At 67.1% G+C, this 25,058-nt stretch carries 19 protein-coding genes and 1 pseudogene; 11 read left to right on the top strand and 9 right to left on the bottom strand.

Annotated elements, in window-relative coordinates:
- From CXY79_RS00975 to CXY79_RS00960, 4 genes are all read left to right on the top strand, one after another.
- Nucleotides 1–805, top strand: an 805-nt coding sequence (locus CXY79_RS00975) for a zinc-binding dehydrogenase (protein WP_104099300.1), incomplete at its 5' end; no start/stop codon positions are given.
- A 388-nt stretch (nt 806–1,193) separates the two neighbouring features.
- On the top strand, nt 1,194–2,264 hold the full coding sequence (locus CXY79_RS00970) for an extracellular solute-binding protein (RefSeq protein ID WP_104099296.1): 1,071 nt from the start codon (nt 1,194–1,196) through the stop codon (nt 2,262–2,264).
- 23 nt (nt 2,265–2,287) lie between these two features.
- Nucleotides 2,288–3,301 (top strand): ABC transporter ATP-binding protein, encoded by a 1,014-nt coding sequence (locus tag CXY79_RS00965; RefSeq protein WP_104099295.1) that lies wholly within the window; start codon nt 2,288–2,290, stop codon nt 3,299–3,301.
- A gap of 12 nt (nt 3,302–3,313) precedes the next feature.
- Nucleotides 3,314–5,059, top strand: a complete 1,746-nt coding sequence (locus CXY79_RS00960; RefSeq protein WP_104099294.1) for an iron ABC transporter permease — start codon at nt 3,314–3,316, stop codon at nt 5,057–5,059.
- A gap of 110 nt (nt 5,060–5,169) precedes the next feature.
- Here the strand turns inward: CXY79_RS00960 and CXY79_RS00955 are convergent, their stop codons facing one another.
- Together CXY79_RS00955 and CXY79_RS15830 are read right to left on the bottom strand one after the other, a co-directional pair.
- Nucleotides 5,170–5,889 carry a triacylglycerol lipase gene (locus tag CXY79_RS00955; protein ID WP_199186704.1) on the bottom strand — a complete coding sequence of 240 codons (720 nt, stop codon included), beginning with the start codon at nt 5,887–5,889 and terminating at the stop codon, nt 5,170–5,172.
- Entirely contained in the window at nt 5,886–6,713 is an 828-nt protein-coding gene (locus CXY79_RS15830; protein ID WP_158250193.1) for an alpha/beta fold hydrolase, read from the bottom strand. Before CXY79_RS15830 ends, CXY79_RS00955 begins: the two co-directional genes overlap by 4 nt.
- A gap of 303 nt (nt 6,714–7,016) precedes the next feature.
- On the opposite strand from CXY79_RS15830, the gene CXY79_RS00945 reads away from it, so the two are divergent.
- The gene (locus tag CXY79_RS00945) at nt 7,017–7,430 is read left to right on the top strand and encodes a DUF2256 and DUF3253 domain-containing protein (RefSeq protein ID WP_104099293.1); all 414 of its coding nucleotides are present in this window, start codon (nt 7,017–7,019) and stop codon (nt 7,428–7,430) included.
- A 196-nt stretch (nt 7,431–7,626) separates the two neighbouring features.
- Here the strand turns inward: CXY79_RS00945 and CXY79_RS00940 are convergent, their stop codons facing one another.
- A complete protein-coding gene (locus CXY79_RS00940) occupies nt 7,627–9,012 on the bottom strand; it encodes an LLM class flavin-dependent oxidoreductase (RefSeq protein WP_104099292.1) in 1,386 nt (461 codons plus the stop codon).
- Between the two features lie 291 nt (nt 9,013–9,303).
- On the opposite strand from CXY79_RS00940, the gene CXY79_RS00935 reads away from it, so the two are divergent.
- The 3 genes and pseudogenes from CXY79_RS00935 to CXY79_RS16285 form a co-directional block, all read left to right on the top strand.
- Nucleotides 9,304–9,534 (top strand): hypothetical protein, encoded by a 231-nt coding sequence (locus CXY79_RS00935; protein WP_104099291.1) that lies wholly within the window; start codon nt 9,304–9,306, stop codon nt 9,532–9,534.
- A gap of 373 nt (nt 9,535–9,907) precedes the next feature.
- Complete coding sequence (locus CXY79_RS16105; RefSeq protein ID WP_199186703.1) at nt 9,908–10,837, top strand: hypothetical protein; 930 nt, start codon at nt 9,908–9,910, stop codon at nt 10,835–10,837.
- Nucleotides 10,838–10,929: 92 nt separating this feature from the next.
- Nucleotides 10,930–12,597: pseudogene (locus CXY79_RS16285) on the top strand (DUF2207 domain-containing protein); the annotation flags it as partial.
- A 599-nt stretch (nt 12,598–13,196) separates the two neighbouring features.
- Here the strand turns inward: CXY79_RS16285 and CXY79_RS00915 are convergent.
- Complete coding sequence (locus tag CXY79_RS00915) at nt 13,197–14,207, bottom strand: diacylglycerol kinase family protein (protein ID WP_104099290.1); 1,011 nt, start codon at nt 14,205–14,207, stop codon at nt 13,197–13,199.
- Nucleotides 14,208–14,663: 456 nt separating this feature from the next.
- On the opposite strand from CXY79_RS00915, the gene CXY79_RS00910 reads away from it, so the two are divergent.
- Nucleotides 14,664–15,530 carry an alpha/beta fold hydrolase gene (locus CXY79_RS00910; RefSeq protein ID WP_158250191.1) on the top strand — a complete coding sequence of 289 codons (867 nt, stop codon included), beginning with the start codon at nt 14,664–14,666 and terminating at the stop codon, nt 15,528–15,530.
- Between the two features lie 175 nt (nt 15,531–15,705).
- Here the strand turns inward: CXY79_RS00910 and heR are convergent, their stop codons facing one another.
- Nucleotides 15,706–16,506, bottom strand: coding sequence for a heliorhodopsin HeR (gene heR, locus CXY79_RS00905; protein WP_104099288.1), 801 nt, complete (start codon nt 16,504–16,506; stop codon nt 15,706–15,708).
- Between the two features lie 66 nt (nt 16,507–16,572).
- Complete coding sequence (locus CXY79_RS00900) at nt 16,573–17,163, bottom strand: MOSC domain-containing protein (RefSeq protein WP_233191111.1); 591 nt, start codon at nt 17,161–17,163, stop codon at nt 16,573–16,575.
- Nucleotides 17,164–17,281: 118 nt separating this feature from the next.
- Between CXY79_RS00900 and CXY79_RS00895 the strand changes: the two genes are divergently transcribed.
- Nucleotides 17,282–18,028: an endonuclease/exonuclease/phosphatase family protein gene (locus CXY79_RS00895; RefSeq protein WP_104099287.1), complete on the top strand. Its 747-nt coding sequence runs from the start codon at nt 17,282–17,284 to the stop codon at nt 18,026–18,028.
- Nucleotides 18,029–18,071: 43 nt separating this feature from the next.
- Here the strand turns inward: CXY79_RS00895 and CXY79_RS00890 are convergent, their stop codons facing one another.
- From CXY79_RS00890 to CXY79_RS00885, 3 genes are all read right to left on the bottom strand, one after another.
- Nucleotides 18,072–18,272 (bottom strand): hypothetical protein, encoded by a 201-nt coding sequence (locus CXY79_RS00890; RefSeq protein ID WP_104099286.1) that lies wholly within the window; start codon nt 18,270–18,272, stop codon nt 18,072–18,074.
- A 423-nt stretch (nt 18,273–18,695) separates the two neighbouring features.
- A complete protein-coding gene (locus CXY79_RS16675; RefSeq protein ID WP_255409004.1) occupies nt 18,696–18,824 on the bottom strand; it encodes a hypothetical protein in 129 nt (42 codons plus the stop codon).
- 68 nt (nt 18,825–18,892) lie between these two features.
- A complete protein-coding gene (locus CXY79_RS00885) occupies nt 18,893–19,873 on the bottom strand; it encodes an NAD(P)H-quinone oxidoreductase (protein ID WP_104099285.1) in 981 nt (326 codons plus the stop codon).
- Between the two features lie 176 nt (nt 19,874–20,049).
- Here CXY79_RS00885 and CXY79_RS00880 point away from each other — a divergent pair, with 176 nt between their 5' ends.
- Nucleotides 20,050–24,915, top strand: coding sequence for an NAD-glutamate dehydrogenase (locus CXY79_RS00880; RefSeq protein WP_104099284.1), 4,866 nt, complete (start codon nt 20,050–20,052; stop codon nt 24,913–24,915).
- Nucleotides 24,916–25,058: the final 143 nt, after the last annotated feature.

Genomic DNA, 25,058 nt, shown 5'->3' with positions numbered 1-25,058 from the left:
CGGCGTGGGCGACCGGGTGTGGCTGGCGCTCGCCGCGTATCAGCGCGCGAACAGCGGCTCGGCTCAGGAGTACGCCATGCTGCCCGCGGAGCGCGTCTTCTTGCTGCCCGCGAATGCGAGTTTTGACCAGGGCGCGAGCCTCGGAGTGCCGGCGATCACGGCGTACCGCGCGCTGACGGTGGCCGAAGACGGCCCGTGGCGGCTGCACCCGGGCGCCCTGACCGGCAAGGTGGTGCTCGTGGCCGGCGGAGCAGGTGCGGTCGGGCACGCGGCGATCCAGCTGGCGCGGTGGGCGGGGGCATCCGTCATCACGACCGTGAGCGGTCCGGCGAAGGCGGCGCTCGCCACGGCCGCCGGCGCGCAGCACGTGCTCACCTACACCGACCCGGACGTCGTAGCCCGGATCCGGGCGATCGCGCCGGACGGGGTGGACCTGATCGTGGAGGTCGCACCGGCCCAGAATGCGCGGCTCGACCTGGCCGTCATCCGCAATCGCGGGTCGATCGCCGTCTACGCCAACAACGGCGGCGACCAGGTGACGCTCGACGTGCGCCAGCATTTCAGCCTCAGCGTGCGTTACCAGTTCGTGCTGCTCTACACGGTGGGCGCCGACGTGATCCGGGCGGCGGCCGAGGCCATCAACGCGGCCCTCGTCGATGGCGCCCTGGCTGTGGGGGAGGAGGCGGGGCTGCCGCTGCACCGCACCGACCTCGCGCACACGGCGGATGCCCATGCCCTGGTCGAGAGCGGCGTTGTCGGGAAGGTGTTGATCGACGTGTCGGTGGGGTTCGCTCCGGCGGCGTGAGCAATGTGCACCGTGAACCGTGCGCTCTGAGCAGGGAGTGACGGCCCGCGCCCGCCGAACGCTCCATCGCGCCAACGCTCACCCCCAGTGTCGCCGGAGCTTCAGCCCATTGAATGGCCAACCGCCGACCTGCGCCCATCGTGTGCGCTCTTGGGGGAGCGAGCGCCGAGTAAAACCCGGGTATTTCTGCATCAGCTGCGTGCGCAAGACATCAACTGCGGCATCGCTTCCAACGGCGTCAGTACAGCCAGTTAACGCCAGACGAACTTTCGTTCAGATGGCCTGGAGCTGGATTTGCTGCGCCTTAGTGTGAACGAACCGTTGCTAAAACTTGATTCGGCCGGTGAGTGGCCATCTGCCCTCTCGCGGCCCAGAAAAGGACTGACTCTTGCACAAGCGCACCCTCACCGCGGCCACCCTTGCGACCGTGCTTCTCAGCACCGTTGCGTTGACGTCATGCAGCAGCACGGCAGGCGAGGCGTCGTCGTCGGGGGAATCCTCCGGAACCCTCATCGTCTACACGAACTCCAATTCGGATGGGCGTGGGGAATGGGTGACGGCGAAGGCGGCCGAGGCCGGGATGAAGATCGAGATCGTGGGGCTGGGCGGGGCCGACCTCGCCAACCGCATCGTCGCCGAGAAGAATAACCCGGTGGGCGATGTTGTCTTCGGCCTGAACAATATGTTCTTCGAAACGCTGAAGGCAGAGGATGCCGTTGCCGCCTACACGCCGGAGTGGTCCGGGGATGTCGACAAGAAAGCCGGCGACGCCAAGGACGGGGCGTTCTGGCCCCTGGTCGAACAGGCCATCGTCACCGTCTACGACACCAACACCGTGAAGAGCGCAGACGCCCCGAAACAGGTCAGCGACCTGTGGGACGACGCCGAATACGACGGCCGATACGAAGTGAACACCAGCCTCGGCCAGGCCACCCCGCAATTGGTGCTCGCCGGCTTGCTCGCGCCCTATGCCGACGAGGAGGGTGACCTGGGCATCTCGGATGCCGGCTGGAAGCAGGTGCAGGACTACTACGAGCACGGTTCGCCAGCCGTCGAGGGCACCGACCTGTATGCGCGCCTGACCCGCGACGAGGTCGACTACGGCGTGCTCCCGAGCAGCGGAATCACCAGCCGCGACGCCGAATACGCCACCAAGACCGGCGTGATCAGCCCGGAAGACGGTGTCCCCTACGTCACCGAACAGATCGCGGTCATCAACGGCACGCCGCGCCAGGAGCAGGCCGAGAAGTTCATCGACTGGTTCGGCGGCGCCGAGGTGCAGGGTGAGTTCGCCGCCGAATTCGCGTCCTACCCGGTGAATGAGAAGGCTCGCGCAGAGGCGCTTCCCGAGGTCGTCGAACTGATCGAGTCCCTCCCCAAGCAGGACATCGACTGGTCGCTGACCCGCGAACGTATTTCCGAGTGGGTCGAGAAGACCGAGCTCGAGTACCTGCCCTAAGTCTCGGCCCGGGCACGACAGTCATGATCAGATTCGAGAACGTCGAAGTGAGCTTCGGCGAGAAGATCGCCATCCCCGACCTGACCCTCGAGATCGAACAGGGTGAGTTCTTCACCCTGCTCGGGCCCTCCGGGTGCGGCAAGACGACGGCCCTGCGCACGCTCGCGGGGTTCATCGAACCGTCCCAGGGTGAGATCTACATCGACGGGAAGGTGGCCACCCGGCTGCCGAGCGAAAAACGCAGCGTGGGCATGGTCTTCCAGAACTACGCGCTGTTCCCCAGCATGAGCGTGTGGGAGAACATCGCGTTCGGCCTGCGGGTGCGAAAGACCAGGAGGGCCGAAACGGCGCTGCTCGTCGACGAGATCGCCGCGCAGGTCGAGCTCACCGAGGAGCAGCTCGCGAAGAACGTGTCCGAACTCTCCGGTGGCCAGCAGCAGCGGGTCGCCATCGCCCGGGCTCTCGTGCTCAAGCCGCGCATCCTGCTGCTCGACGAGCCCCTCTCCAATCTCGACGCCAAGCTGCGCGTGCAGCTGCGCGAACAGCTGAAAAACCTGCAGCGGGAACTCGGCATCACCACGGTGTACGTCACGCACGACCAGGAAGAAGCACTCACCATGAGCGACCGGATCGCCGTGTTCAACCACGGCGTGGTCGAGCAGGTAGGCACCCCGGAGGAGATCTACAACCGCTCCGGCACCGAGTTCGTGTGCACCTTCGTCGGTGCGATGAACAAGCTCTCGGGCGACGTCGTGCACCAGCTGCGCCAGCGCGGCGGCACCGGTCTTGCACCAGCTAAAACGTCGTACCTGCGCCTGGAGAAGGTGTCGTTGCAGGCGCCCCCGGGCAACACGGATGCGATCCGGCTCGACGGCGTCGTCGCCGGCCGTTCCTACCACGGCTCGCACAGCACCTACACAATCGACAGTCATGGCAGCAGCATTCGTGCCCTGGTGCCCGAGGGCGGCGGCTCTGCGCTCGAACCGGGTTCTGCGGCGCAGCTGTATATCGACCCGTCGTCGATCCTGCAGTACTAGAGGGAGGCATCCGTGCGCACTTCGTCGTGGGCTTCAATGTTCCGATCTCCGTTCGTCGTCATCATCACCCTGGTGACGCTGTGGTTCGTGGCGACGTTTTTGGTCTTCCCGAACGCCAACCTGCTCATCAGAACCTTCTTTCCGGAGGGCCAGTTCAGCTTTCGGGCCGTCGAGAAACTGGTCAGCTCCGAACGCGCGATGAACAGCCTCTGGCACAGCTTCGCGCTGGCCGCCACGCTGGCCGTCACGGTGAATGTCGTCGGCATCTTCATCGTTCTCGTCACCGACTATTTCAAGATCCGGGGCGCACGGATGCTGTGGCTCGGCTACGCCACCACCCTCATCTACGGGGGCATCGTGCTCGCCGCCGGCTACAACTTCATCTACGGCCGCTACGGATTCGTCACCAACGCCGTGCGCAACTGGTTTCCGGAGATCGACCCGAACTGGTTCTCCGGCTACTTCGCGGTCGTCGTCGTGATGACGCTGGCCACGACGACGAACCATATGCTTTTCCTGGGATCGTCGCTGGCGAAGATCGACTACCAGACCATCGAGGCGGCGCGCAATATGGGCGCGTCGACCATGGGCATCCTCTGGCGAATCGTGTTGCCCGCCCTGCGCCCGATGATCTTCGCCGTGACAGTTCTCACGTTCCTGACCGGTCTCGGCGCACTGACAGCGCCGCTCGTGTTGGGCGGCACCGATTTCCAAACGATCGCCCCGATGATCCTCACCTTCTCCAAGAGCACCGGGTCGCGTGACCTCGCCGCGCTGCTCGCCGTGATCCTCGGCCTGGCGACCATCGTGCTGCTGGCAATGATGAACCGGGTCGAAAAGTCGGGGGTGTACTTCTCGGTGGCGAAGGTGGCGACCCCGCTGCAGAAGCAGAGAATCCCGAACCCAGTGGCGAACGCTGCCGTGCACGTTGCCGCCTACGCTCTCTTCGTCGTCTACGCGACGCCGGTGCTGCTGATCGTGCTGTTTTCCTTCGTGCACTCGAGTGCCATCGTCACGGGAAGCATCAGCTGGGATTCGTTCACGCTCGACAACTACGCCACGGTCTTCGGCACACCCGCAGTGCTCCGACCCTTCGTGGTCAGCGTCGTCTACAGCGCGCTGGCGTCGGTGATCGTGGTCGGCGGGATGCTGTTCGTCTCACGGTTGCTGCAGAAACACCGCAACCCGTTGACCGCCACGCTGGAGTACCTGCTGCACATCCCCTGGATCCTGCCGACGATTCTCATCGCCCTCGCCCTCGTCATGACGTTCGACCGCCCAAACCCGATGGTCGGCGGCCAGGTGCTCACAGGAACGACGAGTCTCCTGTTGATCGCCTACGTGATCGTGAAGATCCCGTTCACCCTGCGATTGCTCAAGGCGGCTTTCGCATCGGTGCCGGAGTCGCTCGAGGATGCCGCCCGCATCCTCGGTGCCGGGTCGATGTTCACCCTTCGCACGGTTCTGGTTCCGCTGGTTCTCCCTACCGCGGCTGCGATCACGGCACTCAACTTCAACAGCCTGCTCGACGACTATGACGCCGCGGTGTTCCTGTATCACCCGCTCTACCAACCCCTCGGTGTTGCGATCAAGGCCAGCACGGAGGGGGAGAACAACCTCGACTCCATGTCGATCACGTTCGTCTACACCGTGTTGCTCATGGTCATCATGGGGTTCACCATGTACCTGGTCTACGGGCGAGGAGGCTCGTCGACGAAGCGCCATACGCGCCGCGCCCGCACTGTCGCGGCGAAGTAGTCGGGGCGGAGTCCTCCCTGCGCCTGAACATCAGCCCGAGCGGTCAGGCTCCGCGTGCAGCAGGGCAAGCACCTTCCCCGCGTGACCGAAGGTCGATCTGCGACCCGGAGTCAGACCGCCGACTCCGCGGCATCCGTCACCGCGTCGAGCACGGCACGCACGGCCGCCGGGTCACCGAGGATGCGGAAGTGCCCGCCGACCCTGAGCTGGATGTTGCGGGCGCCGACGAGTTCACTGCCCTCGGGGACATGCGGGTCGAACACCCCGTAGATAGACGTGATGCGGTCGTTGACCCGGTGGTCCAGGCCGAGGTCGTGCAGGGCCACGTTGGCGGGAGCGAAGGCACGGATGCTCGGCACGACCCAGTAGCGCGCATAGCGGGAACCGCCGAAGGGAGCACTGATCGCGGTCATTCCGCTCACCCGGCGGCCCGGGTCATCCGTCGTCATGAGCAGTTTGCCGATCAGGCCGCCCTTGCTGTGCGCCACGATGACGACGCCGTTCAGGTTCTCCCGCTCGAGGTAGGCGGCCACGGTCGCGGCGGCATCCGCCAGAGAACGCCGGTTGCGGCCGAGCTTCGCCACCACGTGCACCGGATGCCCGTGGCCGTGCAGTATCTCAATCAACGGTCGCATGAACTGCCAGGATTCATACACCCCGGGGATGATCACGATCGGGGCTTTGGTACCGGAGCAAAAGTCCGTGGGCCGGGCGCGGGAGAGGAACGCACGGGTCTGGCCGGTCGCCGCATAGACATAGTCGAGCAGCCACCACCAGGCCTCGCGCAGATGGCGACTCAGCAGACGGGGGTTCAGGAGACGGCGAATCATTGTGCCGGGTGCGCGACCGCCGGAAGCCGCAGGGCGTGCCCCTCGATGATGGCGGCGGTTTGCACGGCGGCACTGTGGTGCACCAGGTGGCGGTGCCCCGCGACCTCGAACACATGCCCGTCCGGCGCGGCGGCGGCCAGCGATGCACACCAGGTGCTGCCCGAGACGGGGTCGTTGGTGCCTCGGATCACGAGGATGGGGGAGTGCACCTCGCCAAGGGCCAGGTCGGTGCGGTAGCCGAGCATGGGGACGAGCTCGGTGGAGAACCAGCGCGGGCCGCACTCGAGGTAGTCACGGAACACGATCAGATTGCCCGACGGCGACTCCTTGGCCACATCCCGTGTCAGGCCCAGCGCCTGTCGCACGGCTGTCGACCGGCGGGGATCGGTGACAGGGCCGATCAGAACCAGGTGGGAGACGGCATCGGGGCGTTGCCGGGCCACCTCGGTGACGAATTGGGCGCCCATCGAATGGCCGACCAGGACCGCCCGCGGCACCTCGAGTCGATCAAGTAGCCGGCCGAGCAGGGCGCCGTATTCTTCGACAGCGAGCGGCCGAACGGGCCGGCGGGTGCCGCCGAATCCGGGCAGATCGAGCGAATGGGTATGCCCGATGGCGGCCAGGCTCCTCTGCACCCGGCGGTAGTAGCGGTGCGACGCCCCGATGCCGTGGACCAGCAGGTAGGTCGGCGCGTCCGGCGAAGGCGAGGTGCTCTTCAGGGAGTGCACGGTGAATTGATGCCCATCAACCTCGATGCTGCGGCTACGGGCAGGAACAGCGGCTGCGCGCCGTCGTTCGACACGCGCTCGGTCGGTGCTCGTCACAGGGTTTCCTTCGGGTTCAGGTGCAAAAATCCTAGCCTCCGGCAGTGTCGGGTGGCCTGGGCGCTCACGGGGGCTGAGACATCCGTCACTGATAAGACGGATGCGGGCCGAATTCGTCACGCCCGCGGCGCCGATGGGTCGGGTGCGCCCCGCCCGGCGGTCTGCCCGGCGCCCTGCCCGCCGCCCTGCAGCCCCGAGAGTCGCCGATTCTGCCGAGAATCGCCGCTGGAACGGCGACGCTCGGCGCAAACGGCAACTCTCGGCGGCTCTCGGCGACCCGCGCCATCCCGCAGGATAGAAGGTATGGCCCACCGTCAACGAAAGCCCGCCGATTCTGACCCCGCCCGTGACCGGGCGGACAAGACGTGCGCCTCGTGTGGGCGGCGCATCGAGTGGCGCATGAAGTGGGCCGACAACTGGGAGTCGGTGAAGTACTGCTCGACCGCTTGCCGCGCACATGGGGTCACGGCGACCGACCTCAAGCTGGAAGAGGCTATCGCGACACTGCTCAGTGCGCGGGCGACGAATGCCACGATCTGCCCGTCCGAGGCGGCGAAAGTGGTCGGCGGTGACGGCTGGAACGACCTGATGGAGCCGGCCCGACGCGCCGCACGCCGCATGGTCGCCCGCGGTGACCTGCAGATCATGCAGGGCGGGGCCGTGGTCGATCCGTCGACGGCGAAGGGTCCGATCCGGTTGCGGCGGGTGCGGACATAGGCGCAGTACCCGCGCACACCGAGTGCCGTGGCCCGAGACCCTTGCCCGCATTCTGGCCCCGCCACCGCGCGGCCGTCGGTCGTGCTGCGGCGCGAGCGTGAGCAGGTGCTCAAACTGGCCGGGCGCCGCCGCACGGATTTCCCCCGGCTGCTGGTGCAGTCGGGGATTGCATAGGGCGAGCGGCGGTCGCCGCTCGTCACCTAACGGATTGGTTCACCCCGAGCCGATAATCGGCTCCGTGGTGCTCCTCGGGCAGACGGTCGCCGCGCCCGTGCAACTTGTTGCGTAGAGTGCCCTCGACGTACTCCTCCGGGTAGGCCCCGCGACGACGCAGCTCGGGAATCACGAACTCGACCACGTCTTCGAACGTTCCGGGTGTGATCGCGTAGGCGAGGTTGAACCCGTCAACATCGGTATCGGCGACCCACTCCTGCAGGTGATCGGCAACCTCTTCCGGTGAGCCGACGATGAACGGCCCCAGGCCGCCGATTGCGCCGAGCTTCGCGATGTCACGCACGGTCCACTCGGAGCCGTCATCATTCGCGGCCTGAAAATTTGCCACCGCCGACTGGATCGCGTTGCTCTTCACGTTGCCGATCGGCTCGTCGAGGTCATACCGGGAGAGATCGATGCCCATCCAGCCCGACATGAACACCAGGGCGCCTTCTTCGCTCGCGTAGGAGAGGTAGTCCTGATGTTTTGCGTGCGCCTTCTCGCTGGTCTCGTCGGTGATGATTGTCAGCAGCGTGTAGATCTTCGCGGAGTACCGGTCTCGACCGGCCTGCTCGAGCGCATCCCGGATCTTGCTCACAGTCGCGGTGAGGCCGGACTTGGTCGAAGCGGCCACGAAGATCGCCTCGGCGTTGCCGGCGGCGAAGGCGATACCGCGCGGCGATGCCCCGGCCTGATAGATCACCGGCGTGCGCTGCAACGACGGCTCGGACAGGTGGATCCCCGGCACGGTGAAGTTCTTGCCGTAATGCCCGATCTCATGCACCTTGCTCGGATCGGTGAACACCCCGGTCTCCCGGTCGCGGATGACGGCATCGTCTTCCCACGAGCCCTCCCACAACTTGTACAGCACCTCGAGATATTCGTCGGCGACGTCGTAGCGGTCGTCATGCTCCAACTGGTCTTCATGCCCCATGTTGCGGGCGGCGCTCGGCAGATAACCGGTGACGACGTTCCAGCCGACGCGACCCTTCGTCAAATGGTCGAGCGTCGACATCCGTCGTGCGAACGGGTACGGATGCTCGTACGCTGTACCCGCGGTCACGCCGAACCCGAGGTTCTCGGTCACCGCCGCCATGGCGGAGACGAGCAGAATCGGGTCGTTCACGGGAACCTGGGCCCCGTGCCGGATCGCTGCTTCGTTCGAACCGCCATAGACGTCGTACGTTCCGAGCACATCGGCGATGAAAATGCCATCGAAAGTGCCTCGCTCGAGCAGCCTGGCCAGGTCGGTCCAATAGGAGAGGTCCTTGTATCGCCAGGACTGGTCAAGCGGATGCCGCCACATTCCTGAGGACTGGTGCGCGACGCAGTTCATGTCAAAAGCGTTGAAGCGAATTTGTCTGGGCATGCCACCCATCCTGCGGCGCGGTCGTTGACGGCGCCACAGCACTCGCCATTTGGCGTAACACACGGGGAGCGACGGGCTGAATCTCGCAGATCCGCCCGGAGCGGCGCGGTTTGAATCCCTCGCCGCGAACGAGACCGCCACGCTGCCGCCGACGCTGCTGGCCGCCTGGGTCGTACGGGCCACCGGCACGACGACCATATTCGCGCTGCTGTTGACCATCGTCTTCTCGGTCGCCCTTGTATCGGCTCCAGCAGTTCGGGCGCCATTCTCAGCGTGCTCGGCTGGCGCTAATTGTTCGACCTCGTGCTCCTGATCACCCTCAGTGTGCTCGTCGTGGGCGGCTTGGGGCTGAAGAACGTCACCACTCCGCGCAAGACGCCGATCGACGTGGTCTTGGTCATCCTCTCGGCGCCCGGCTTCGGCAAGCTCGTCTACGGCCTCAGCAACCTGAATGCGGAATCCGGTGGCATCGGCTCGGTTGCGGGCTGGCTGCCGACCGCTCCGGGCCCATTCGTCTGCTGATCGCGGGCTCCAGCCGCGTTCCTGTGCGGCGCCGTGATCTCGCTGTTCGCGATCCCCGCGGCGTTCTTCATTCGCCGCGCGGCAGCTGCGCCGCGCGGGCGCGATAGCTGCGCCGTTCCGCGCGTGGCACGCCATCGGCGCAGCGGCGCAGCACGCGCGCAGCGAGACCAGGGCCGCCGCGCGGGGCCTGCCGAACCCGGTGTCCCGGCCCGGCTACCCATGACTTTCACAGAATACTGAGCGTTTGTTCAGAAACATGAGACAGAATATAAGTTTCGTCTGCGCCGTCCCCCGAAAGCGCAGGCCCGATGCTCAGTGAGCTGGCGCGCGCACGCGTGCGAGCTTGCGTAACACGGAAGTCAAGCGCACATACATGCCCGAAACACCCGAAGAAATCCGCATCCGATTCGCTGCCCAAAATAAGCGAAGCAACAGCATTCCCAGCAGCAACAGCACCACCGGCCCCACCAAGATCAACCGCCCGCACCGCATCGTGCTCATCGCCACCAGTGTGCTCGCCGTCACCGGCCTCGCAGTCGGCGCCGGCTTCGCCGGTCAGTCCGCCTCCGCCACCCAGGACCGCGTCTCGGCCACAACCGAACTCGCCGACAGCACCGGCCTGCACCGTGAACAGCTCGGCGCCTACCGCGCGGTCGCCAAGGCGCACGTCGACAACTCGGCATCCATCACCCTGAACGAGGCCAATCAGGTCATCGCCGCCACCCAGGACAAGGTGGATGCCTCCAGCCTCGCCGCGGTCGCCAGCTCGCTCGCCAGCTACGAGATCCTCCCTCTCGACGAGATCACCTCGCTGACCGCCCAGACCAAGGCCGAGACTGCCGCCGTCACCGCGGCGTCGATTGAAGCCGATCGGGTCGCCGCCGAGGCCGCCGCCGCTGAGGCCGCCGCTGAGGCCGCCGCCGCCGCTGAGGCCGCTTCTCAGGCCGCCGCCGCTGAAGCCACCCGTGCCCAGTCGCTGGCCTCCGGCAACACTCCTGCCGGCGCGCGCGCCACGGCTCAGGCCATGGCCGCGTCCCAGTACGGCTGGGGCGCCGACCAGTTCTCCTGCCTGAACCAGCTGTGGCAGAAGGAATCGGAGTGGAAGTACGACGCCGTGAACTCCAACGGCGGTGCCACCGGCGTCCCGCAGGCGTTGCCCGGCAACAAGATGGCGACGGCCGGCAGCGACTGGGCCACCAACGCGACCACGCAGATCGCATGGGGCCTCGGCTACATCAAGGCCTCCTCCTACGGCACCCCGTGCGCCGCCTGGTCTCACTCGCAGGCCAACAACTGGTACTGAAGCCCTGACTACCCGCAGCACCAAGGCCGGTCGTCCCCTCGTGGAGGGGCCGACCGGTTTTCTCGTTGCCGGGCTCTCAGCGGTCGGTTCGCATGCACCGAAGGGACCCGTGCTGCACTAGCCTTCGAAGGTCGGATGTTGCGGGGACAGCACGGCTCGGCGCGGTCGACGCCGCATCGAGGCTCCCGGCTCCGGCAGAAACAGGGAGCGACAATATGCACGGGATCGCACCGGCCAGACATCCGTTACGTCGATTCGTGCAGGTCATCGCCGCGCTCGCGGTTTCGGCGGCGCTCGCGCTCGGGATGCCGGCCGTCGGGACGCCCCTGGCCGCGTCGGCAGACACCGGTGACTTCACATTCACCTCCTTCGAGGCCGACTACTACCTCTCCCGTGACGACGCCGGGCACTCCACCCTGCGCACGGTCGAGACGTTCGTGGCGCAGTTCCCGAACTTCGACCAGAACCGAGGCATGGTGCGCCTCCTCCCCAACGACTACAACGGGGTGCCGCTGAACACCACCGTCGAATCGGTCACCGACGCCACCGGAGCCCCCGTCTACTTCGAGACCTATGACCAGGGCTCCGTCACCGAGGTGCCGCTCGGCACCGATGAGTTCGTGCGCGGCCAGCAGACCTACACGATCGCCTACACGCAGCAGAACGTGGTGCGCGCGTTCGCCGACACCGACGACGACGAGCTCTACTGGGACACCAACGGCACCGGGTTCGACCAGTCGTTCGGCTCCGTCACCGCGCGCGTGCACGTCGACCCGAGCGTCGCCGAGTTCCTCACCGGCGACACCGCCTGCTATTCCGGGGCCCAGGACGACGGCGCCCGGTGCGAGATCAGCCAGACCACGGATGCCGCAGTGCCCGGATCCACGGGCCAGCTGTTCACCTCGTCCGTGCAGGGTCTCGGTCCGCGGCAGAACCTGACCGTGGCCATCGGCTTTGCACCCGGCACCTTCGTGTCGGTGCCGGCCTCGGCCAGCTACAGTGCGAGCGATTCGGACAACGGCGGGGGAGAACCGGCGACCGGGCTGCTGTTCCTGGTGGCGGCTGTCGGCTTTCTCGGGGTCGTGCTCGCCTTCATCCGTCGCCGACTCGGCCAGCGCGACGCCCGCGGCCGAGGCACCATCATCGCCCAGTACAGCGTGCCGAAGGGTTACAACCTGCTGGAGGCGGGGGACCTTGCGAATCGGTCGAAGACGGCTATCGCCGCGCAGATTGTGAGCCTGGCGGTGCGCGGCACGGTGCGCATCCTCGACTATCCGGTCAGCGCCGGCGGCGGCGACTACACGCTGCAGCTGCTGACCGTGGAAGGCGTGGACGCTCAGGAGCGAAAGCTGCTGGAGACGCTGTTCCCCCGCCTGACGATCGGAGCGACGCGGGAACTGGGGGTCGCCGACAGCACACTCGCCGCCAAACTGAGCGCGTTCCTCCCCGCCGCGACAGCGTCGGTCATCGAGCGCGGCTGGCGGGCCAAGGTGACCGGCCGCGGCGGCAGGTGGATCGCCATCGGAATGGCCGTCGTGCTGCTGCCGGCCCTGGCCGTCCTCGGTGCGGTGGCGCTGATCGACGGCTCCCCGAAGTTCGGCGAGGTGATGACGGTCGCCGTCATCGCAGCGCTGTTCCTCTACCTGGCCCTCTACCTCGCCCAGGGCACGGTGCAGCTCACCGATTCCGGGGCCGATCAACGCGACTACCTCAAGGGACTGAAGGTCTATCTAGAGCTCGCCGAAGAGGAGCGTTTCCGCATGCTGCAGAGCCCGGACGGCGCGCTGCGGGCCACGATGCCTGCCATGCCGGGTGTCGCTTCGGGGGCGCTGCCGAGCCCGGTGACGGATGCCGCCGAAACACCCGACACCGTCGAACTGGTCAAGCTCTATGAGGAGCTGCTCCCCTTCGCGGTGCTCTGGGGCGTCGAACGGGACTGGGCGATGGAGCTCGTCGTGCTCTACGAGCACGGGGCGCCGGCGCCGGGCTGGATCGTGTCGCAGGGAGGCTTCACCGCGAGCGGCTTCGGCGTCGCCATGAACGGTTGGGTCGCTTCGGTCCTCACCTCTGCCACGGTTCCCGTCAGCTCCAGCAGCGGCGGCGGATACTCCGGCGGCGGAGGAAGTTTCTCCGGCGGCTCCGGCGGCGGNGCGGCGGGTTCTCCGGCGGTGGCGGTGGCGGAGGCGGTGGCGGCGGCCGTTGACGACTGCCGGGTGTGCAGCCGTCAACGCATCCGTGGTCCGTCGTGCCGGCGCGGGTGCCGCGCCGCTTCGCAGGTGGCATGCCATCCGCAGAGCGGCGCACCTCCCGCCCGTCGAGCAGAGTGGAACGGGAAAGGGCGACGGATGCCCCGCGCCGCTTACGCGGCGTCGCTCGGCACGCGCAGGGTGAGGCTACCGGCATCCACCCAGGTCTTGAAGGCCACGGCGGTGCCGAACCCGTCGCCGTCGAGTTCGATCTCTTCCGGACGGTTGAGCCGCAGCACGAGCTTCGTGCCGGTGGCGTAGTTGAGCGCGTCGACATCATTGGTGCGCAGTTTGCGGCCCAATACCGTTCGGCTGAGCACGCCGTTCTCCCACAGCACCTTAGACAGAATTTGCAGCCAGCCGCCGAAGCCCTCCGGCTTCAGTACGACCACGTCGAAGAGTCCGTCGTCGAGGGCGGCGTCGGGAATCAACTCGATGCTGGCCGGAAGCGACCCGCAGTTGCCGACCATGATGGTGTGCGCGCGCATCGCCTGCTCGGGCTTCGCGTTGAGCCGGTACCGGAACCGGAGATCGCTGTCGTCCTTGCCGACGGCGATCATGGCTTTCACGTAGGCCAGCCAGCCGGCCTTCGCCTTGAGGTCGTCGTCGGTGTTCGCGAGCATCTTGGCATCGAGGCCGAGCCCGGCCATCACCAGGTAGGCGTGCCGGTCGACCGACCGGTCGGCCCGCTCGATGTCGATCAGGCACACGTCGATCACCTTGTCCTGGCCGGCGAACGCGGCTTGCAGGGCCAGCCCGGTGTCGGCGAGGGGCAGCTGCAGGTTGCGGGCGAGCAGGTTGCCGGTGCCCGACGGCAGCAGCGCCAGTGCGCACTCCGTGCCGTGGACGGCTTCCGCGACGGCGCGCACGGTGCCGTCGCCGCCGGCCACGATGATCATGGTGGCCCCGGCTTCGATCGCCTTCCGGGCCGGTCCCTGCCCCGGGTCCTCAGCTGACGTCTCGAACCACAGCGTCTCCGGCCAGCCGGCGGCCGATTGCTGGGCCTCGACGGCGTCCCGGAGCTCGTCGACGTCAACCTTTATGGGGTTGTAGACGACCGCGGCGAGCCGGGGTGCGCTCACGTCATCGGTCAGGTCGTCGTGGTGCAGATCGTTGCTCGTCATGTGGGGTCCGTTCGATGGTGGAAGCTGGTGCCTTCCGTCAATGGGTTCTCACTCATCTAGACGGATGCCGCTGCCCATTTGTCACGCGACCCCGCAGTCGGGCGCCCCTTCCCAGGTGCAGACCCACTCCTTATGCTGGCACCACTTCGCTCGAAAATCACGTTCCTCTCGTTCGCTTCAGGGTGGGAAGACTCTCCTGAACCCCGGCCGAATCTGCCGGGACGCTTTCGGGGGTCCCGCGGCGCGGGTAGTGTCACCAACGGTTCTGCCCAGCCGGCCATGCCAGAGCCGGTTGCTGCCGGGCCGATCGCTGCCGCACCGCTCTCTGCCGCACCACTCTCTGCCGCACCGCTCTCCGCGGAGCCGGCTGACGGCATCCGGAACCGTCGATGAAACGAAAGGGTCAATTCAATGCCCCCCGCGACACAAACACAGAATGTCACCGATGCGCGCACCATGGCTCGGCGAACGGGCACCCTCCTCGGAGGGATGCCCTATTTGAGGTTCGGCACGGGCTCACCGCTGGTGGCCATCCCGGGCCTCACCCAGAACTTTGAACCGACGGTCGGCGTCGAGCGCATGCTTGTGACCCGGATGCTGGCTCCGGTGGCGGCCCGGCATCGCGTGCTCAGGCTGACCCCGCGCCCGGGCCTCGACCCGAACGCCAGCATGGCCGACATCGCCCGGGACTACGCCGACGCTCTGCGCCTGGAGTTTCCGGGGCCCATCGACGTGATCGGCACGTCGACCGGCGGGAGCATCGCCCTGCAACTCGCCGCCGACCATCCCGATGTGGTGCAGCGTCTCGTCGTGGTCTGCGCGGCCTACACCCTGGGGCCAAACGGCAAGAAGGTGCAGCGTCGGGTCGCTGAAGAGGTTCTTGCCGGGCGCCCGCGGCAGGCCAGCCGGGAGATGTTCAGTGTCCTCGGCGACAAGCCCCCGAGTCGGCTGGCAGCCGGCATGGGCTGGATGCTCGGACCCCGCACGTTCGGCAAGGCCAGCCCCGACCTGATCACCACCATTCGCGCCGAAGACGCCTTCAACCTGCGTGACCGGCTCGGCGAGATCGAAGCGCCCACCCTGCTGATCGGTGGTGACCGGGACGGTTTCTACACGCCCGAGCTGTTCCGCGAGACGGTGGCGCGCATCCCCAACGCCCGCCTCATCCTCTACCCCGGCAAGGGGCACATGGCCGCGATCTCAGACCCACGCCTCCTGCCGGACATCCTCGAGTTCCTCGATGGCTCCGACGCGGGCGGCCGCGCTGGGGGTGCCCACTCCCCGAGTGCACGCTCTGCGGGCACTCGTCCGTCGACGCTGTAGCCGTCGCCATGCGGGGTCGTTGTTGACCCGGAACGTCGGTGAGACGACAGCTGTCCCTGGTTTCGCCCGGGACGATTACGAGGTGGCGCTGCGGACCAGCTTCGAAGCACGGGGGTGGTGCTCCTGCCGTGCCCGGAACCAGTTTAGGCCCGAGCTGGTCGGCTAAAGGATTGCTCTAGGTGAGTGCCGGGATGATCGCGCCAGAGAACACCTGCCAGGCCAGCGCGGTCTTGGCGACCAGGCTCAGCGTGATGTAGGCGCGCTCGCCGCGGAGGTAGTCGCGCCAGCCGCCGACCTGACGGTACTGCAGCACCTGGTTGACGGCGAACGTGTTGAAGAACAAGAAGAGGGAAATGATGATGCCGTAGACGAAGGCCGGCGGTGCGGCCTCGGTGTTCGAGCCGGGGGCGATGAAGTAGATCAGGATGACGACCCACGGCACCACGCCCACCATCGACCCGAAGATGAAGGGCAGGAACGTGCCGTTGCCGGGTGTCTCGTACTTCTCCTGCAGTGCCCCGAACATGATCATGGCGGCGTTGGCGGCGAAGATCGAGAACAGGGCCGCGATGTCGGTGATGCCGGTGATCTGGGCGATCAGCCAGATCATGATCGAGGAGCTCAGGGAATATTCGACCCAGCGGAAGTAGTTTCGGTTGGCTTTGAGCCCCGCCGCGTAGCGGGGGAAGAATTTCGGCGACGAGATCAGGAAATGGAAGAAGGCCGAGAGCGCCAGGAAGGAGACGACGCCGATGCCCACGTTGACGTCGAACAGGGTCACCCGCTCGGGCGGCAGCGGCACGCCGGGAGGAGCCGACAGATAGTCGGCGGTGACGGCAAAGGTGACCTGGGTGCTGAGCAGGGTGAGCACGTATGCGAAGCCCAGGACCTGCACGAGGTGCAGTGAGCCGGCCACGATGTTGTAGACGCGGAGGCGGGAAATTTTCTGATCGGGGGTGTAGTTCTTGCGTGCCATCGGGGCTCCTCCACAGGTCAGGTGAGGCCGAGACTAGCAGGGTCGCCGACTGCCGTTACCCAAGCGTCAGACCACGCCGAGCGGCAGGTGTTCCCCGGCCGGCAGCCGCACTTGAATCGGGTCCCCGGGAGCGACGCTTCCCCCGGTGACGACGATTCCCATGATCCCCGCCTTGCGGATCACCTGACCGGCATCATCCGTGTCGATCAGCGTCTTCATCAGCCCCTTCTGGTACCCGTTGATCAGTGAGCACGGGTTGCGCAGCCCGGTGATCTCCACGACCGCGTCGGTGCCGAGCCGCAGCCGGGCACCCCGCGGAAGGCCGGACAGATCCAGCCCGCGGGTCGTGATATTCTCGCCCAGCTCGCCGGGGGAGACCTCGAAGCCGGCCCCCCGCAGCTCGTCGAAGAGCTCGGCGGGCATGAAGTGCACCTGGGTGAGGTTCGCCCTGGTCGGATCCTTCACGATCAGGTAGCGGTGCTGCGTCGTGGCTCCGGCGTGAGCGTCGCCCTCCACCCCGAATCCCGCGATCAAACGGATGTCCGGGACCGTCGGCTTGCTGAACGCGTGCCGTTCGTCTCGGCTGACCGACTCCACCGTGGCCGTCACCGTTGCCGTCACTGTGGCCGTCACTGTGGCCGTCGCATCCTGCATCATGCCCCGAGTCTCGCATGGGGGCCGCCGAGAATTCACCCAGCCGATATAGCATTTCTGCGTCGCAAACGTAGGCTAGGTGGGTGTTCAGCGAGTCGAGTCGAGTCGAAAAAGGTCAGTCGTGAAAGTCATCAGCTATAACCTCCGCAAGAATCGTGCCAGTGGTGAGCTCATCGCCCTGGCCGAGAACTACGATCCCGACGTCCTGTGTCTGCAGGAATGCGACACCCTCGAGCTCCCCGAGGAGATCGGTCTCCTACACCTCGCCGACTCCACTGTGCGCAACCGACTCGGCCTGGCGATCTACTATCGCATGGACCGGTTCACCAACGAGCGCACCCAGACCTTCGCGCTCAAGAAGTCACTGCACGACCGCGTGCTGACCCCCGCGCATGAGCGCCTGATCGGCACCCGATTGACCGACCTCGCCGCCCACCGCGAAATCGTCGTCGCTTCGTTCCACGCCGCGCCGCTCACCGCGCTGAACTCTCTGCGGCGCAACCAGATCCGCACCGCGCACGAAGAACTGCACGTGCTCGGGCCGGGCCTGCCGACCCTGATGGTGGGCGACTACAACTACCCGATTTTCAAGGGGCGCCTCGGCGACCACATCACCCAGTCCGGCTACGACCTCACCCTGAGCGACACCCGAACGTACACGCGCTACAAGTTCTTCCGCGGGCATTTCGACCTGGCAACCTCCATCGGGCTGACCATCGACAGTGTCGAGACGCTGCCCCTCGGCACCTCCGACCACCTGCCCATCCTGGTCACTTCCACCTACAGCGACGAGTCGGTGAACGCCACGAATGCGCCGGCCAGCCTCGCCGAGACGGAGCGCGCTCCGGGCGGCGAATTCGCGATCTAAGGGGCGGGGCCTCGACTACTGAGCGTCGAGGGCGGGGCCCCGTCTACTGGGTGTCGCCGCGCGACCAGAGCAGGTGGGCACGCACCGACAGGGATCCGCCGATCAGGAGGGCCACGCCCGCCATCCAGAGCAGGACGGTGAGGAACGCGTTGGCCGTCACGGCGTTGAGAATGATCAGGGCCACCCCGAAGGCACTGATACTGAACCCGGCGACGGCGCAGGTGGTGAAGGACCAGTTCTTCATGCGGGTGGTTCCAATCGGGTGGGGATTCGACAGCGTTTACGGTAGCAGGCCCGCGGGGCGCTCACCGCGCCCCGCCTGCCCAGAACTAGTGAGTCCGAATCGGTTGGTTGCATCGCTCCCGGATTGGCAGAGCTGACTGCACCGCGCGGACGCTGTTCAGCACGGGCGAGCGCCGGGTTCGGCGTCGAACCAATTCGACGGAGATTTTGGGTGAAATCGCCTTCCAGAGTGGGTTTAGGGCAGATTTCGGCAGAATCTCCGTCGAATTCGTTCGGGACGGATGGCTGGCCGACCTCGTGTCGCCGGAGGTCGCCGACAGAGTGGAAGCCGACCAACGTGGAGCAGCTCTGGACCCACGGCGGCATCCTCACTCGGTGTCGGAACTAGCCGTGGCCCCCCACTGGCTCTCGGTGTGCCAGTTTCTCAGGTGATGCCGGCCCGCCGGCGCGACTCCGTGTGCTCGCGCATGCGCGCGTTCGACTCCCTGGTGAACTGCTTCCAGGCGTCGAGCTTGCCGGGCAGGATCGGCACGAACAGACTGATGCTGTTCAAAACTCATTCTCCCTTCAGATTGTTTTTCCAGCGCATGTTTCAGTCCCGAGTCCCGAGTCCCGACGGGCTCAATCAACGACCAGCAGAATCTTGCCCACGTGAACGGATGCCTCCAGCCGCCGGTGTGCCTCGGCGGCCTTCTCGAACGGGAAAATGCTGTCGATCACCGGGCGGAAGCGGCCGGATTCAAGCCAGGGCCAGACATCCGTCCTGAGGGCCCGCATGATTGCCGCCTTCTCCTCGAACGGGCGGGAGCGGAGGGTGGTACCCCAGTACCGGCCGCGCTTCTGCATCAGATGGAACGGATCGAAGTCGGCGTTCTCGCCGCTCTGGTTGGCGATCACCATGATGCGGCCGTCGACCGCCAGTGCCGCCACGTTGCGGGCCGCGTAGGAGCCACCGATGATGTCGAGGATCACGTCGGCGCCGCGCCCCTCTGTGGCGGCCTGGATTTCGGTGGGGAAATCCTGCTCGCGATAGTTGATCAGGATCTCCGCGCCCAGGCTGCGACACACCGCCAGCTTCTCGGCTGAGCCGGCCGTCGCGGCCACCCGCGCGCCGGCGAGCACGCCCAGCTGGATCGCGGTGGTGCCGATGCCGCTGGCGCCGCCGTGCACGAGCAGCGTCTCCCCGGCGGCCAGCCCCGCACTCAGGAACACGTTCGACCACACGGTGGCCAGCGCCTCCGGCAGGCCCGCCGCCTCGACGAGGTCCACGGATTCGGGCACGGACAGGGCCAGGTCTTCGTGCACCACGGCCTCGGTGGCGTAGCCGCCGCCGGCCAGCAGGGCACACACCCGGTCGCCGACCGCGAACCGTTTTGCCTCGGCGCCGACTTCACTGACGACTCCGGACACCTCCAGCCCGGGCCACTGCGGCGCCCCGGCCGGCGACGGGTAGCTGCCCAGCCGCTGCGCGACATCCGCCCGGTTCACGCCGGCCGCGGCGACCCGAATCCGGATGTCGCAGGCCCCGACGGGCAGGTCGCTCACCGTTGTGAGGGTGAGGGCATCGGGGCCGCCGGGGGTGTCTACGATGATCGCGCGCATCGGGTCAGCCTACGCGCGTGCACTTTGCGACGGATCCACGACTGTGCGGTGGTTCGGTCTGTGGAACCCGGCCACGGAATCTACGATGGTAGACAGGGGCGTGGCTGTTGCATGCCTTGGGTCGTACGCACGTGATCCGCAATGACGCGGAGATTTTCTGATGGAGGCTTATTTCAATGACGTCTGAGTCCACCCGCACCGGGAAATCACCGGCAGGCAGCACACTCGACGCTTTCCTGGGCGACTACTACGAGCACCTGGCCGGGGAAGACCGGCAGAACTCCGATGGGGGAACCCTCCGCGAGCGGGCCGTCCACCATTGGCAGGTCGCCCAGAGCCGCACCCCCAGCACCCCGAACATCGAGATCCGGAACGAAGCCGGCCGCAGCATCGTCTACATCGTCACCGACGACATGCCTTTCCTGGTTGACTCGGTGACCGCCGAGCTGGTGCGCCAGCACTCGGCCATCCACCTCGAAGTGCACCCGCTCCTCGTCGTGACCCGCGACCGGAACACCAACGAGCTCCTCGGCGTCACCCGCGTGCACGGCGGCGACGGCGCCCGGCCCGGTGACGTCGACGAGACCGTCACCCAGGTCGAGTCGTGGATCGCGATCGAGATCGAAACCGCCAACGACGAGGCGCGGGCTGCTCTGGTCGCCGGGCTGGCCACGGTCCTCGGCGACGTTCGCGCCGCCAACGAGGACTGGCAGGCCATGCGAACGAAGGCCGTGGAGATCGCCGACGCGCTCGGCGACGTCGCCCACGCCGAGGGCATCCAGGAGATCAAGCAGGCGCAGGACTTGCTGCGCTGGCTCGACCGCGACAACTTCACCTTCCTCGGCTACCGGGAGTACGACCTGGAGACCGTCGACGGAGAGGACGTGCTGAGCATCCGTGACCGCAGCGGCCTGGGGCTGCTGCGCTCCACCGAAGACGGGCACCAGATTCAGCACCTGACGGATGCCGGCCGGCTCAAGGCGCGCGAGCGCAGCGCCCTGGTGATCACCAAGGCGAACTCGCGTTCCAGCGTGCATCGCCCGGCGTACTTCGATTACATCGGGATCAAGAGTTTCGATGCGGACGGCAACGTGCGGGGGGAGCAGCGCTTCATCGGCCTGTTCGCCGCCACGGCGTATACGAGCTCGGTGCGGGACGTGCCGATCCTGCGCGAAAAGGTCGACGCCGTGATGGACCAGGCCGGGTTCCCGCCAGGGTCACACAGCGGCAAGGAGCTGCTCGGCATCCTGGAAACCTACCCCCGCGACGAGCTGTTCCAGATCGACGTGCCCACCCTGTTCACCACCACGCTGGCCATCCAGCGTCTGCAGGAGCGGCGGCGCACCCGGCTTTTCCTCCGCCCGGATGTCTACGGCCGGTTCATGACCGCGCTGGTCTACTTCCCCCGCGACCGGTACACCACGGCCGTGCGGCTGCGGATCGAGAAGGAGCTGCGGGACACCTTCCACGCCGAGTCCGTCGACTTCGAGGCCCGGATGACCGAGTCCGCGCTGGCCCGGCTGTTCTTCCGCATCCGGTTGCAGAAGAACGACACGGTCGGCGTCGTCGACGCCGTCGCGCTGGAGCACCGGCTGGTGATGGCGGTGCGGTCCTGGCCCGAGGGGATCGGCGAGAAACTGCGCGAGAGCCACCCGCTGGACGAGGCGGAGCGCCTCTCCGAACTCTGGTCGGAGGCGTTCCCCGCCAGCTACCGGGTGGATTACGAGCTCGAGGAGGCCGTGCAGGACATCGGGCGATTCGAGGCCGGCGCCGCGGCCGCCGCCGCGGCGGAGGCCGCCGGGACCGGGCCGATCCGGCCGGCGCTGAACGTGTATCTTCCGACCGGCACGGGCGCCGGTGACACGGTCATCGACGCCGACGACGGAAGCACCGCAGGACGCGGCGTCACGGCGGAGGATGCCCGGATCAAGCTCTACATGATGGAGCCCAAGAGCCTGAGCCAGATCCTGCCGTTCCTGCAGAACCTCGGCATCGAGGTGCTCGACGAGGTGCCCTTCGAGATCGAGACAGCCGACGGCCGCGCGTTCTACCTCTACGACCTGGGCTTGAGCTACCCCGAGGGTGTGGACCCGGTCGCGACCGGCGCACTCCTGGCCGACTCCTTCGGCGCCGCCGTCAGCGGGGCCATCGAATCGGACGGCCTCGACCGACTGGTGCTGCGGGAGGGCATGCCCTGGCACCGGGTCGTCATCCTGCGCAGCTACGCCAAGTACCTGCGCCAGGCCGGAAACACCAACTCCTACGGCTTCATCGCCGATACCCTGCTGGCAAATCCGGCCGTCACCCGAGGGCTGGTGGCGCTCTTCGAGGCCCGGTTCGATCCGGAATTGGCCGAGCCGGAACGCATCCGTCGCAGCCTGCAGGTCAAGGATGAGCTGACGGCGGCCATGGAAGCGGTCACCACGCTCGACGCCGACCGGGTGCTGCGCACCCTGATCAACCTGATCGAGTCGTCGCTGCGCACGAACTTCTTCCAGGACAAGCCCTACCTGAGCATCAAGCTCGACCCGACCACGATCGATCTGTTGCCGTTCCCGCGGCCGAAGTACGAGATCTGGGTGTACTCCCCGCGGGTGGAGGGCGTACACCTCCGCTTCGGCAAGGTGGCCCGCGGCGGGCTGCGCTGGTCGGACCGGCGGGAGGACTTCCGCACGGAGGTGCTCGGCCTGGTCAAGGCGCAGACGGTCAAGAACGCGGTGATCGTGCCGACCGGCGCCAAGGGCGGGTTCTTCGCCAAGCAGCTGCCCGATCCGGCGCTGGACCGCGCGGCCTGGATGGCCGAGGGCATCGGGAGCTACAAGACCTTCATCCGGGGGCTGCTCGACCTCACCGACAACCTGGTGACCACGGCGGAGGGGGAGCGGCTCGTGCCGCCCGCCCGGGTGGTGCGCCACGACGACGACGATTCCTACCTGGTCGTCGCGGCCGACAAGGGCACGGCCACCTTCTCCGACATCGCCAACGGCGTCGCCGCCGAATACGGTTTCTGGATGGGCGACGCTTTCGCCTCCGGCGGCTCGATCGGCTACGACCACAAGGCAATGGGCATCACCGCCCGCGGCGCATGGGAGTCGGTCAAGCGCCACTTCAGCGAACTGGGCGTCGATACGCAGGCCGAGGACTTCACGGTCGTCGGCGTGGGCGACATGTCCGGCGACGTCTTCGGCAACGGCATGCTGCTCTCGGAGCACATCCGTCTGCTGGCGGCCTTCGACCACCGGCACATTTTCCTGGACCCGAATCCGGATGCCGCGCGCTCCTTCCAGGAACGAGCGCGCCTCTTCGCCCTGCCACGGTCGTCGTGGGCGGACTACGACACCAGCCTGATCAGTGCCGGCGGCGGGGTCTTCCCGCGCCAGGCCAAGGTGGTGCCGATCTCCGCCGAGGTGCGCACCGCACTCGGGCTGCCGGACGGGACGGTGCGGCTGAGCCCGCCGGAACTGCTCCGCGCCATCCTGGCCGCCCCGGCCGACCTGCTCTATAACGGCGGCATCGGCACCTATGTGAAGGCCAGCAGCGAGACGGCCGCGCAGGTCGGCGACAAAGCGAACGACGCCATCCGGGTCGACGGCCGGGATCTGCGGGTCAAGGTCGTCGGCGAGGGCGGCAACCTCGGGATGACCCAGCTCGGGCGCATCGAGGCGGCCCTCACCGGCGTGATCCTGAACACCGACGCGATCGACAATTCCGCCGGGGTGGACTGCTCCGACCACGAGGTCAACATCAAGATCTTCGTCGACCGGATGGTGGCCGCCGGCAAGTTGGCCGAGTCGGAGCGGTCGGAGTTCCTCGCTTCCATGTCCGACGAGGTGGCGCGGCTGGTGCTGGAAGACAATGTCGACCAGAACATCCTGCTGCTCAACGACCGGGCGAAGGTGACCACCTGGAGCCCCAGCTACGAACGGCTGATGGACTGGCAGGAGGCCTCGGGCGACCTCAAGCGCGAGTTGGAGGCGCTGCCCACCACGGCGACGCTGCGGGAGCGCCTTGAAACGGGCCAGGGCCTGACCTCACCCGAGCTGTCCGTGCTGGCGGCCTACGCCAAGATCGATCTGGCGACCACGCTGCGGGACAGTGACCTGCCCGACGACCCCTGGTTCGGCCGAACCCTGCGCCGGTACTTTCCGGTGCAGCTGTCCGAGCGCTTCGACGCCGAGATCGACACGCATCCGCTGCGCCGCGAGATCATCGCCACCGTCGTCGCGAACGACATGATCAACCTCGGCGGCGTGACCTTCGCGTTCCGGGCTATGGAGGAGACCTCGGCGAACCAGGCCACGGTCGCGAAAGCCTTCGTCGCGCTGCGGGAGATCTTCGAAATCGACGTGCTCGTGGCCGAGGTCAACGCCCTGCCGTCGTCGTTCCCGACCAAGCACTGGACGTCGATCCACCTGGACATCCGTCGCCTGCTCGACCGGGCCGTGCGCTGGCAGGTCAACCAGGGGGCGTCGCGACTGGTGGGCGAGGTGGTGGCCCAGTACAAACCGCAGATGGACCTGATGCGCGCCCACCTGGAGGATTACCTCAAGGGCGGCGACCTCAAACGCGTGCAGTCCCTGCTGGAGACCGCCCAGGAGTGGGGCGTTCCGGAGAACCTCGGTCGCCGGTGGGCCGAACTCTTCGAGGCCTTCGCCCTGCTGGATGTGGCGCAGATCTCCGCGCAGGTCGATGAGCCTCTGGCCGACGTCGCCGGCGTCTACTACACGGTCTACGACCGGTTCGGGGTGGACAACCTGCTGGAGCGCATCACCGTGCTGCCGCGCAAGGACCGCTGGCAGGCCCTGGCCCGCGCCGCCCTCCGCGACGACCTGTACTCGACGGTCGCCGATATGACGCGGGCGGTGCTGAAGGAAACACATGCCGGTCACGCCGACGCCCGACTGCTCGCCTGGGAGGCGCTCAACGCGGAACAGTTAGGACGGGCTCGCAGCGTGTTCGAGGAGGTCAACGCCCTCGGTCAGGACGACATGGCGTCCCTGTCCGTGGTTGTGCGGCTGCTGCGCTCGATCGTGCGCCGCTGACCTGCCGGCTGCGGACATCCGTCGCTGAGCGCTGCTGCCGCGCTGCTCGCGCGCTGCTGCCGCGCTGCTCGCGCGCTGCTGCCGCGCTGCTCGCGCGCTGCTGCCGCGCTGCTGCCGCGCTGCTGCCGCGCTGCTCGCGCGCT

The organism is Cryobacterium sp. M96 (assembly GCF_002929845.1).
Taxonomy (GTDB): Bacteria; Actinomycetota; Actinomycetes; order Actinomycetales; family Microbacteriaceae; genus Cryobacterium; species Cryobacterium sandaracinum.
Note: the sequence above shows the minus strand (reverse complement) of the source record. Positions and strands in the feature narration are given on the sequence as shown.